We start from the raw sequence: 12,516 nt of genomic DNA on the forward strand, positions 1-12,516 counted from the left end.
TTAATTATAATAATTTTTAATAGTTTTCAGCTTTTATATTGAAATAAGCCTTTGGATGGTCACATACAGGGCATTTTTCTGGTGCTTCAGTACCTACATACACATGACCACAGTTTTGACATTGCCAAACAACTTCTTCTTCTCTTTTAAAGATTTTTCCTTCATTTAGGTTTTCTAAAAGTTTTAAGTATCTTTCTTCATGTTCTTTTTCTATTCTTCCAACAGCTTCAAATAAATAAGCTATTTTGTCAAATCCTTCTTCTCTAGCTTCTTTAGCAAATGTTGCATACATGTCAGTCCACTCATAATTTTCACCTGCTGCTGCATCTTTTAAATTTTCTTCTGTTGAAGGCATTCCATCATGTAAAAGTTTAAACCATAGTTTAGCATGTTCCTTTTCGTTGTTAGCAGTTTCTTCAAATATAGCAGCTATTTGATTGTACCCTTCTTTTTTAGCTTTTGATGCATAGTATGTATATTTATTTCTTGCTTCTGATTCCCCTGCAAATCCTGCCATTAAATTCTTTTCTGTTTTAGTTCCTTTTAAGTTCATAATTAATTCCTCCCTTTTCAATAATAGTAATGATTACTATTTCTATATTTATATAATATATTAATTTCCACTTTTTGTCAACTATATATAATATTATTTTTTTTATTTAAATATTCTCATTTTCTAATATATTATTTAACATATAATTTTTAGAATTATATGCTGTATGTAACATACTTTCCGCTAAATCAGAAAGTGGACTTCCATAAAATTCTTTATAAACTTGTTTTATATCTGGATTTTCATAACTAGATTTTATTTTTATAGTATTATCCTTATTATACAGACCCGCTATACGCTTAAACCTAATCATATCTGTGACTTCAAAAGATGTTTTTGGCTGACCTGCCCCACTTATACATCCACCTCTACATGTCATGACCTCTATAAAATCATATTTATGTTTATTATCATTCATACTCTCTATTAGACTTTTAGCATTAGCAGTACCATGTATTACTGCTACATTTATAACTTTATCAGCTACTTTAACTTCTGCCTCCTTTATTCCATCAATTCCTCTAATAGGAGTAAAATTTAGTATATTTTGAGGAGGTTGCTCTCCTGTAATTAGATAATAGGCAGTTCTTATAGCTGCTTCCATAACTCCACCAGTATTGCCAAATATAATTCCTGCTCCACTTCCTCTACCTAATAAATCATCATATGATGAATTCTCTAGATTTTCAAATGAAATTTCTTCTTCTTTTAACCACTTTGCTAATTCTTTAGTTGTAATCACATAGTCCATATCACGTATGGATTCATCTTTATAGTATTTTCCTGAATCATTCATTTCTGGTCTTAATATTTCATATTTTTTAGCTGTACATGGAGTTACAGCTACATTTACAATTTGTTTTGGATTAAGACCTTTCTTTTTAGCAAAATATGTTTTTATCGTTGGCCCTTGCATACCTATTGGACTTTTAGCAGTAGATAAATTTGGTATCAGTTCTGGATAAAATGTTTCTACAAACTTAACCCAAGCTGGACAGCAACTTGTAAATTGAGGTAGTGATTTCTCATTCTTTGTTATACGCTCTATTAATTCAGATGCTTCTTCCATAATAGTTAAATCAGCTGAAAATGTAGTATCAAATACATAATCTGCCCCTAATTTTCTTAAAGCAGAAACCATCTTTTCCTCAACATATGTACCAGGTTCCATACCAAATTCTTCACCAAGTGCAACTCTTACAGATGGGGATGTACTGAATATAACTATTTTTTCTGAATCATTAATAGAACTTTTCACTTTTTCATAATCATACACTTGTGTAATTGATTCAACTGGACATACAACTGCACATTGCCCACAATGAATACAGATGGCGTTATCACCTGTCTTATCTAAGTCATACATTTTCCCTACAGCGATTTCTTTCTCACAAACAGTTCTACACTGACCACATTTTACACATTTTGATTCATCCCTAAGTATTGCAGGGTTATCCTTTTCAATAGGAATTCTAATTTCAGTAAATGAGTGTTTCATCTAATCTTTCTCCTTATAATTTTGACTTTCTCGTAATTACGCTTTAATTTTCAATATTAATAACGATTACTGTTATTATTTTAGATTATGTACCATATTTTGTCAATTTTGGTTTTTGTTTATTCTCTCTTTAAATATTTTGAAATATTTTCTAGAGCCAAATATAGTTTAATCTTAAACATTAAAATTAGTTGTCTCAAGGCTGACATACCTTTTGAATACATACCAATAAATTAGTTTTCTATTACAGATATGTCATTTCCATAATCTTGGATTAAATGTTTTGATAGTCCTGTTTTATTACACATAAAAATGTGTACCTCCTATTTTGATAATTGGATTAATACCCTGCTTATCACCATTTTTTAGAAGAATACACATTTTATTTTATAGACTCGATTTTACGGACTTGATAAAAATTTTAATTTTTCTATATCAATTATTTTGATACTTCCTCTTGAAAGTTCTACTATTTTATCATTTTCAAACCTCTTAAGCATTCGACTTATAGCTTCTCGGGCGGAGCCTAAATTGTTAGCTATAGTATCATGAGTTATATTAATGTTTATAGAATCATTTAAATAGTATTGGTCTATTAAAAAATTAGCTACTCTACTATCTAAGCTAAAAAATACAACTTGCTCAAGAACCCACATAATTTGAGACAATTTATCTTGAGTTAAAGTAAGAAAGAAGTTTTGTATGCTAAAATTGTTACTAGAAATTTCCTTGAAAAATTTACTATCAATTATAATAACTGAAGAATCTTTTTCGGCTTCTAAATTGATATCATAAGTAATATCTTGATATACACAAGAAGAAGATAACATACAAATATCACGTTCAAATAATTTAAAAAGAGTAATTTCTTTACCTGAATTTGAAGTCATAAAGCTTCTAAGCTGACCATTTAAAACTACTACTATTCCAGTACAGGCTGAATTTTTAGAATGAACTAGTTCACCTTTATTATATTTTTGAATATAACTTGCTGAAATTAAATCTTTTACTTCACTTTCAGATAAATCATTGAAAAATGGTAGTTTATCTTTAAAATACGATTCTATATTTATATGACTCATATTAACACATCCTAATTAATTATTTTTTTATTATAGAATTTGGAAGTAGTAGAGAACCACCCATAAATAAGACTCCAGTTATAAGTAATCCCGTAAATCCTAAATTGAATAATGATGGAAACTCTGGTGATAAATTAAATAATGTTAATTTACTCATATCTAAGCTTGAAATTAATCCAATTGATTTTAGAGAAGCATATGACATCGAAAATGCAAATGCTCCAGTAAGTCCACCTAAAATAGTACTAATTGCTTTTTTTAAGTTATCTCCTGATGCTGCACCAACACAAGTACCAGGACAAGTGCCAGCACTTCCAAATCCTAACCCAAATATAATCCCTCCAAGTATAACACCAGTGTTCATAGTTTTAATACTTAAATGATCTAAGTTAAATATTCCTATTAAGTTTGCTAAATATAGGAGTACACTTGAAAAACCTATCGCAAAGAATATAACTTTAGCTAAATGTAAATCTTCTAATCTTAACATAGATAATAATTTTTTTGGGCTTGTAGCTCCAACTTTATATAAAGCATATCCAAAGAATGCTCCAAGTAATATGGCAAGTAATATTTTCATATTATTTTCTCCTAACTTCTTATTAATATTTGAATTTCTTAACTAAAATAGCAGTTGGTATAGCAACCGCAAATACAACACCTGCAAATACATATCCACTAACACTTGATTGCATCATACCACTCATCATGTGCCCACTAGTACATCCATCAGCTAATCTAGCTCCATATAATAGTAAAAATCCACCTATAAAGCTAGGTAAGTATTTTTGTATAAAGTTTTTATTTGTATTTACCTTACAGATATCCTCTGAATATAGCTTATTTTCTTTTTTATTCCTAGTTGCATGACCTATAAAACTACCCAATGGTATTGCTAGTACAAATATAAAATCATAATTAATAGGATTTTTTATTGATTTAGCTAATTTACCATCTGATTTATCATAATACTCATTTGCACTTTTATATCCAGTTTCTCTTTCATTATCTTCTTGTATTATACCTTGCTCCACAGTACTATGAATTATACCTGATAGAACTGAAAATTGGGTAGATACTCCTATTGGCTTAATTAATAAAACTGATATAAAAAATGATAAACCTAATATAATTGCTCCTTTTAACCATTTTTGATTATTCATGATTACCTCCTAAAATATTGTAATACTATTTTACTTTTTCTTTGATATATAGCTCGATATTCCACCTTTTAAGTTATAAACACTATTAAATCCATTTCTAGATAATATTTTTGCAGCAGAATTACTTCTTGCACCTGATGCACAATAAACAACTATAGTAGAATTCTTATATAAATCTAAAGTGTTTAATTTAGATTTTAATTCATGTACAGGTATATTTTTAGACTTTGGAATATTGAAAGTACTGTATTCTCCTGATGTTCTAACGTCTAATATTAATGTTTTTTTGTTATTTTTTAAAAGTATGTTTAATTCCATACCATCAATATTCTCATGTTTACTGCCTTTGAAAAGTTATGAAAAAAAACTCATATTAATTTCTCCTTTCTAGTTATAAATTTTGATTGAGGTTTATGTTTTTTATTATAGTTTAAAAAAATAAAAAGTTATGTGATTAAGTTACAGATTAAAATATGGATTTAGAATATGATAAAGATGTGTTAAAAAAATATCATAAAATTTTACAATATATAAAAAGGAGATACTTTTATGAATAAAAAGATTATTATAGTAGGTGGAGTTGCAGGGGGAGCATCAACTGCGGCTAGATTAAGACGTTTAGATGAAAAGGCTCAAATTATAATGTTTGAAAAAGGTGAATATATATCATTTGCAAATTGTGGTCTTCCATATTATATAGGAGGAAGCATAAATGAAAGAGAAAAGCTAATAGTTCAAACTGTAGAAACAATGAGTTTAAAGTTTAATTTAGATATAAGAAACTTAAGTGAAGTTATAAAAATAGATAAAGAAAATAAAAGTGTAAGTGTAAAAAATCACAAAACAGGTGAAACGTATGAAGAAAGTTATGATGTATTAGTACTTTCTCCAGGAGCCAAGCCTATAAAACCGCCTATTTCAGGTATAAATGAATGCAAAAACTTATTTACACTTAGAAATATACCAGATACAGATAAAATAAAAGCATATGTAGATAATAATAAACCAAAACATGCAGTGGTTATAGGTGGAGGGTTTATTGGTCTTGAAATGGCAGAAAATCTTCATGATAAGGGTATAAAACTTACTTTAGTAGAAGCAAGTGAACAAGTTATGGCACCATTAGATATAGAAATGGTAAGTGTGATACATGATCATTTAATAAGTAAAGATATTGAGTTGATTTTAAAAGACGGAGTTAAATTTTTTTCTGAAAATGGAAATAAAGTAATATTATCCAGTGGAAAAGAAATAAAAACAGATATGATAATACTATCTATTGGAGTTAAGCCAGAAACAACTATAGCGAAAGAAGCAGGACTTAAGTTAAATGAAAGAGGAGCTATAATAGTTGATAATTATATGAAAACCTCTGATGAGAATATATATGCACTTGGAGATGCAGTAGAGATAACTGATTTTATAAATAAAAAACCTACAATGATTCCCCTAGCTTGGCCAGCAAATAGGCAAGGAAGATTGGTAGCTGATAATATATGTGGAAGAGATATCACTTACCAAGGAACATTAGGTTCATCAGTAGCAAAAGTATTTGATTATACAGTTGCTACTACTGGAAATAATGAAAAAACATTAAAAAGAATAGGTCTAGATTATAAAGCTATTCATATACATCCGGGATCTCATGCTGGATATTATCCAGGAGCATTTCCTATATCTCTTAAGATGACTTTCGACCCTAAGACAGGAAAGATTTTTGGAGCTCAAGGAGTTGGAATAGAAGGGGTTGAAAAACGTATAGATGTATTAGCTACAGCAATAAAAGGTGGTCTTACTGTATTTGATTTACCAGATATAGAAACTTGCTACGCTCCACCATATAACTCAGCTAAAGATCCAGTTAATATGTTAGGATATTATGCATCAAATATTATAGAGGATTTGGTTGAGATAGTACAATGGAATGAAGTTGACAATATAATAGCTGATAGTGGTGTAATAATAGATGTAAGAGAAGAGTTTGAATTAGCTACTGGAAAAATTCCAAATTCTATGCACATACCATTAGGTCAGCTAAGAGATAGACTAAATGAAATACCAAAAAATAAAAAGTTATATGCTACTTGCCAAATTGGACTTAGAGGATATGCTGCTTGTAGAATACTTGAACAACATGGGCTTAAGTGTATTAACATAGATGGTGGAATAAAAACATATTTAGCAGTAAAAAGAGCAGAAGAAAGCATAAATAAACAGAATAAAAGTGAGAAAATAAATACAAATAGTGAGGATTTTGATATGGATATGGAAAACATAGATATAGCAAAAATAGATGCTAATGTTACACTAGATGCATGTGGACTTCAATGCCCAGGACCAATAAGAAGAGTATTTGAAGAAATCAACAAAATGCAAGAAGGTCAAATATTAGAAGTTAGAGCAAGTGATTCAGGATTTAGCAGGGATATACAATCTTGGTGTGAAAAGACAAGAAATACATTAATGAAGGCTGAGTTTGATAAGACAAAGAAAGCATTTGTAGCATATATTAGAAAAGGACTAACTGTATTAAATGTAAATCCATCTTGCAATATAAATCAAAGTGATAAAAATGGAGCAACACTAGTAGTATTTAGTGGAGATTTAGATAAGGCTATAGCGTCATTTATAATTGCAACTGGAGCTGCATCTATGGGTAAAGAGGTAACTATGTTCTTCACATTCTGGGGACTTAATATATTAAAGAGAAAAGATAAGCCGAATGTATCAAAAGATACTATGGAAAAAATGTTCGATATTATGTTACCATCTCATACAGGTAAATTACCATTATCTCAAATGAACATGGCTGGAATGGGACCTAAGATGATAAACCAAATAATGAAAAAGCACAACGTTGATGACTTAGATACTTTAATAAAAAATGCTCTGGATATGGGTGTAAAAGTTGTGGCATGTACGATGAGTATGGATTTAATGGGAATAAAGTCAGAAGAGTTTATAGATGGTGTTGATTTAGGAGGAGTAGCTTCATATTTAGGTGCTACTGAAGATGCTGGATTGAATCTATTTGTATAAGTTTAAATTAGATATATTTTAAATTAAAAATATATTTGTGATATTGTCACAGATATATTTTTTTATTGTCATAAAATATAAACATCTTAGCAAAACAATAAAAATTATGGAGGATATACAAATGGCACAAGCACTTAATAATAGCAATTTAACAAGGATGTAGAAAAAAATGAGGTTGCTGTAGCTGACTTTTTTGCAATAGCGAATTTCTTGTATTTACATAAAAGAGAGTATCTCATTTATGATTTTCAAAAATCATTTTAAGACACTCCCTTTCTATATTTTTAAGATTAATTTAAATCTATTAAAATTTCATTTACTATAGATTTTGCATCACTTATTATATATTTTGGATCAACCTCATAAAACTCCCTATCTATAAATCTATCAATCTTTTCTATACTCTCTATAGAATCACTTGTAACAAATAACACTATAGATGCATCTTCTATATCATATATAGAAAGTTCATTTTTTATACTTCCATCACTTTGAATTTCATAAACTAAGTCAAACCCTAAAATATTTGCAGCTTCTTTAAGAGAATTTGAACTTTTTTCACTTTCACAAACTGCTACTATCTTTTTATTCATATTTCAGATACCTCACTAATTCTACTCCGGTACAATCATCACTATACACTTTGCTTGTTTAACTACACTTGCTGTTACTGAACCTATCATTCTTGTTAGACCTTTTTTAGTAGATTTTGTCATAACTATAATATCTACATTATCTTCTTTTGCTTTTCTAATTATTTCATCTCCTGGATAACCAAAAGTAAAATGAACTTTAACATCATACTCTCCCATTATCTCTGCTGCTCTGTCCAGGATTCGTCTTCCTAAGTTTTCAGAATTCTTTATCTCTTCAGCTAGGGATATGCCATCAATAAATACTAGTTCTTTTACATTCATTATTTCCACTTCGACTTCATCTTTTTTGAATATTCCTTGTATAAATTCCAAAGAATGCATACTTCTTTCTGTTCCATCAATTGGTACTAATATTTTCTTTTTATTCATGTCACATCTTCCTTTCTTACTTTAGAATAATTAAGTAAAATATATATTTTAAGCTATAAAAATATATAATAAATCTTTACTCTAGGAATAAATATTAATAATATATATAATAATTTTAATATTTATTATTGTGTTAATTTTATAATATTTGACTAATAGTGTCAATGAACAAAATTGTAATTAAAAAAATAAAGGGTATTAAACCGTAAAAGCATTTTCTCTCAACAAATCCCTTAAAATTTCCTCTGGAACAGGTTTAGAGAAATAATACCCTTGTAAATATTCACAATTCATAGACTTTAAATCTTTAGCGTATTCAATGGTTTCAACACCTTCTGCTACAGGTTTCATATTTAATTTATTTATAAGCGATATAATAGTTTCAACTGTGAGCTTATGCTTACTATCTTCATTCATAGACCAAATCAGACTCTTATCTAACTTAATTACTGAAAATGGTAAGGAAAGCATATTCGTAACTCCAGAATAACCAATTCCAAAATCGTCAAGTGCAAATTTAACCCCTAAATCAATTAATTTTTCCATGGTCTCTCTAATTGTATTAAATGAACCTGATGCCACAGTTTCTGTAATTTCAAATTTAAATTTAGTTGGTGACACATTGTATTTTTTCATAATATTAAACAAATCATCAGCCAAATTCTTCTGCATACATTGTACTACAGAAAGATTAACAGCTATGGTGTCTAGCTTTAAATCTTCAAAATCATCACTAGCTATAAATTTACATACCTTCTCAAAAACCACTAACCCAATTGAATTAATAAGACCTGTCTGCTCTGCAATTGGTATAAATTCATCTGGTGGTATAAACCCTAGTTCTTTATGTTCTAGCCTAATCAAAGCCTCAGCTAAAGCAAATCTATCTTTACTAGTAGAAAATATAGGCTGATAATATACATCAAAACCATCATTTTCTAGAGCTTCTTTCAAACAATTTTTTATTATATGTTTTTTCTTTATCTTTTCACTTATAGACGCATCTGCATAAATAACTTGTCTTGATTCAGAGCGTTTTGCTTCATGTATAGAGAAGTCAATTGCAACTATAACATCTTCTGTCGTTTCAGCATTTTCTGGAAAAGAAACAGCTGCAATACTAGTTGATAAATTAAAACTTATTTCTTCTATTAGCCATGGTTTTTTAAATCTTTCTTTTATCTCATTGATAATTGTCTCTGGAGATATTCCTAACTGACTATTAACAACAATAGAAAATATATCTCCTCCTATTCTATATACATGATTTACATCATGAATATGAATCAAATATTTCCCAACTTCTTTTAATGCAATATCTCCATTTTTAGTCCCAAAAGTTTCATTCATAAATTTGAAATCATCAAGAGCAATTGTAATAATAAATCCTGACTGTTCAGTATTTATATTTAAATCTAGTTCTTGAATAAAGGATTGTCTATTAAGTACACCAGTAAGGTCATCAATGATAAGACCTCGATTCTGCATAGAAAGATATGTCAAAAGTAAACTACATGCACATGCTGTTCCTGTAAGAAGATACTGTAAAAAAATCGCTTGTAAAATAATTGCTATAACTGAAACTATAAGAAAACCTCTAATAGCCCATATTTTAGATTCATGCATTGCTTTTTTGTATTTAAAAGATAAAAATGCCGAATATATTGCATAAAAGAAAAATGATAAAAAAGTTGCAGTATATCCATAGCCACGAACATAACCTGTTTCTTTTGACAATCCAAATAAAATGTGTGTAAAAGGATTAGTTATAGATAAAATTATGCAAATTATAAGTGGTATAGATAAAAATAAAAGCTTTTTTTTCATATATCTAATATCCTGATAAATAATAGCCATGACATAAAATAATACAAGAGCCGCTGGTATCGGCAATAAAAATAAATATATTTGATTCAATAAACCAGTCAAAAAAATTGGAAGTTTATTTATATTATTTAGACAAAGTGAGCCTAAAACATTTGAAATTATGAATAAAAATGAACAAATTAAAAGTGCACAGTATATTTTATTTTGTAAAGTAGGTATAAATTTACTTTTAAAAAAGTATACCATCAAAAAAACAACTATAATTGCAGAAAAAATTTCATATTCTATATGCCATACCATAAACTTACCTCACTATTATTGTTTAATTTTCACTATTTTATTTAATATAATATGTTTACAATCATATTATAATTCATATTGATAGCATATTGAGTAATTTTATGGAAAATTTTTATTTGTATACAATTTTTACCTTAAATCCTCATTAAAGCATTAAACTTATCTCAAGCATTGTTATGTATATAGAAATTAAGCAAATAATTCTTTTGCTTTTGTAGCAATTCTTTCTCCAAATATTACAGCTTTTTCGTCTTGTATTTCTGGCCCTTCAATTGAATGTACATGTCCTAAATGTATAAATGGTTTTCCTAAAGAACCACCTCCAGAGTACACAAGCATTCCCTTAACCATTAAATGCCCTACTATAGTAAGAATTGCAACATCAGGACCGCCACAGACATAGTCACATGTAGCAAAAACTGCTCCCAACTTGCCAGCTAGATTTATCTTTTTTGAATCCTCATCAAACCATTTTTTTACTTCCCAAGTTGTATTAGCTAAATATGTTGGTGTTCCAAATATTACTGCTTTACTTTCATTTAAATACTCTGTATCAATACTATCAAATCTCATAAGTCTAACTTCTATTCCTTCTACATTTTTAGCACCATCTTCTATTAACTTAGCTACTCTTTCTGTGTTTCCACTTCTTGTTTGATATAATATTGTAATTTTCAATTTCAATCCCTCCTTAATGTGTAATAAAAATAATTTATTATATGTCAAATTATAGCACTTATTTTACTATCCTACAAAGGACTATCCAATTATTTTTTAATTAACTATTTTATATTAAAAAATCCCCAAACTCACCTTTAACTTGTTTATTTCAATCTCAACTATATCTGATATATCTTCAAAAGACATGCCTCTATCATGAAGTTTTCCTGCAATTTTGATTTTTGCATTTTCTTCTCCTTTTTTAATCAAAGCTCTATTTTCTTTTTCTATTACATTTCTAACATATCTTTTTGCAAATGGCTCATTCCCGTCGCATAAATCTTTATATTTTTCTTTATCTCCTTTGACAAAACTAAGTGCTCTTTTATCTTGTTTAACAGCCTCTGTACAAATTTCTTCTGTTTGTTCTTTCACAAATTTTAGAGCCATTCCATATTGTCTCACTGCTTTCAAGCATATTCCAACAGTCTGTTCCTTTACAAATTCTAAAGCCATACCATTTTGTCTTACTGCTCTTAAACATATTGTTTCTGTCTGATTTTTTACAAACTTCAAATCAAGCCCATTTTGTCTTACTGCCTCCATGCATATTTCTTCAGTCTGATTTTCCACCCATTTTAAATTATAACTACATTGTTTAACTGCTTCCATACATATCTTATCTGTTTGATTTTTTACTCTTGCTAATCCAAACTCACTATTTCTAACCGCTTCTATACATATTTCTTCTGTTTGCTCTTTTACAAATGCTAAGGCTGTACCATTTTTTTCAACAGCTCTTAAACATAATTCTTCTGTCTGATTTTCTATATATTTTAATGCTGTTCCATCTTGGCTAAGTGCTAACATACATATTTCTTCTGTTTGCTCTTCCACAAATTCTAACATTCTCCAATCTTGCTTGACTGCTTCCATGCAAATTTTTTCTGTTTGATTATCAACACATTTTATCGCATTACAATTTTGTTTAACAGCCTCCAGACATATCTTTTCTGTTTGATTTTTTATGTATATTAAATTTAACCCATTTTGCTTTACTATTTCTAAATATTCGTCTTCTGTTTTATTGTCAAAGTCATTGTTATCTATTGATTCAAATATATCATTTTTATTCTCTTGCATATCTTGAACTCACTCCTTATAAATTTTATAAAATTCAATAAATTTACTCTTATTTTTATTCTATCAAATAATATAAGAATTTTTCAGTCTTGTTTTTTTTTATAAAATCATTTGTATGTTAAAAAATAAATTAATTGCTTCAATTCCAGTATACAATACCCAAAATATGTGGTATATTTTAACTATAATATATTTTTATATATTACAGTTGAGATATTTAAAGTTA

General features: G+C 28.4%; 12 protein-coding genes. 1 reads left to right on the plus strand and 11 read right to left on the minus strand.

Annotated elements, in window-relative coordinates; translation table 11 throughout:
- Positions 1 to 16: 16 nt before the first annotated feature.
- The 6 genes from rbr to KGF48_RS12580 all read right to left on the minus strand — a co-directional run bounded on the left by rbr (position 17) and on the right by KGF48_RS12580 (position 4,614).
- On the minus strand, positions 17 to 553 hold the full coding sequence (gene rbr, locus KGF48_RS12555) for a rubrerythrin (protein WP_227433364.1): 537 nt from the start codon (positions 551 to 553) through the stop codon (positions 17 to 19).
- Between the two features lie 106 nt (positions 554 to 659).
- Positions 660 to 2,051, minus strand: coding sequence for a [FeFe] hydrogenase, group A (locus KGF48_RS12560; RefSeq protein ID WP_227868095.1), 1,392 nt, complete (start codon positions 2,049 to 2,051; stop codon positions 660 to 662).
- 401 nt (positions 2,052 to 2,452) lie between these two features.
- Positions 2,453 to 3,133, minus strand: coding sequence for a Crp/Fnr family transcriptional regulator (locus KGF48_RS12565; protein WP_227868096.1), 681 nt, complete (start codon positions 3,131 to 3,133; stop codon positions 2,453 to 2,455).
- 19 nt (positions 3,134 to 3,152) lie between these two features.
- Complete coding sequence (locus KGF48_RS12570) at positions 3,153 to 3,713, minus strand: DUF6691 family protein (RefSeq protein WP_227840659.1); 561 nt, start codon at positions 3,711 to 3,713, stop codon at positions 3,153 to 3,155.
- Between the two features lie 22 nt (positions 3,714 to 3,735).
- Positions 3,736 to 4,296 carry a YeeE/YedE thiosulfate transporter family protein gene (locus KGF48_RS12575; protein WP_227840660.1) on the minus strand — a complete coding sequence of 187 codons (561 nt, stop codon included), beginning with the start codon at positions 4,294 to 4,296 and terminating at the stop codon, positions 3,736 to 3,738.
- 30 nt (positions 4,297 to 4,326) lie between these two features.
- Positions 4,327 to 4,614 carry a rhodanese-like domain-containing protein gene (locus KGF48_RS12580; RefSeq protein WP_227868097.1) on the minus strand — a complete coding sequence of 96 codons (288 nt, stop codon included), beginning with the start codon at positions 4,612 to 4,614 and terminating at the stop codon, positions 4,327 to 4,329.
- 231 nt (positions 4,615 to 4,845) lie between these two features.
- Between KGF48_RS12580 and cdr the strand changes: the two genes are divergently transcribed.
- Positions 4,846 to 7,335 carry a CoA-disulfide reductase gene (gene cdr / locus KGF48_RS12585; RefSeq protein WP_227868098.1) on the plus strand — a complete coding sequence of 830 codons (2,490 nt, stop codon included), beginning with the start codon at positions 4,846 to 4,848 and terminating at the stop codon, positions 7,333 to 7,335.
- A 290-nt stretch (positions 7,336 to 7,625) separates the two neighbouring features.
- Here the strand turns inward: cdr and KGF48_RS12590 are convergent, their stop codons facing one another.
- From KGF48_RS12590 to KGF48_RS12610, 5 genes are all read right to left on the minus strand, one after another.
- Positions 7,626 to 7,928: a PTS sugar transporter subunit IIBC gene (locus KGF48_RS12590; protein ID WP_227829646.1), complete on the minus strand. Its 303-nt coding sequence runs from the start codon at positions 7,926 to 7,928 to the stop codon at positions 7,626 to 7,628.
- A gap of 21 nt (positions 7,929 to 7,949) precedes the next feature.
- Positions 7,950 to 8,360 (minus strand): universal stress protein, encoded by a 411-nt coding sequence (locus tag KGF48_RS12595; protein WP_227433366.1) that lies wholly within the window; start codon positions 8,358 to 8,360, stop codon positions 7,950 to 7,952.
- 198 nt (positions 8,361 to 8,558) lie between these two features.
- The gene (locus KGF48_RS12600; protein ID WP_227829647.1) at positions 8,559 to 10,487 is read right to left on the minus strand and encodes an EAL domain-containing protein; all 1,929 of its coding nucleotides are present in this window, start codon (positions 10,485 to 10,487) and stop codon (positions 8,559 to 8,561) included.
- Positions 10,488 to 10,676: 189 nt separating this feature from the next.
- The gene (locus tag KGF48_RS12605; RefSeq protein ID WP_227829648.1) at positions 10,677 to 11,165 is read right to left on the minus strand and encodes a flavodoxin domain-containing protein; all 489 of its coding nucleotides are present in this window, start codon (positions 11,163 to 11,165) and stop codon (positions 10,677 to 10,679) included.
- Between the two features lie 114 nt (positions 11,166 to 11,279).
- Positions 11,280 to 12,290, minus strand: coding sequence for a DUF4116 domain-containing protein (locus KGF48_RS12610; RefSeq protein ID WP_227840663.1), 1,011 nt, complete (start codon positions 12,288 to 12,290; stop codon positions 11,280 to 11,282).
- Positions 12,291 to 12,516 lie beyond the last annotated feature (226 nt).

Origin of the sequence: Clostridioides sp. ZZV15-6388 (genome assembly GCF_020657755.1) — a bacterium.
In the GTDB taxonomy this organism is placed as follows: Bacteria; Bacillota; Clostridia; order Peptostreptococcales; family Peptostreptococcaceae; genus Clostridioides.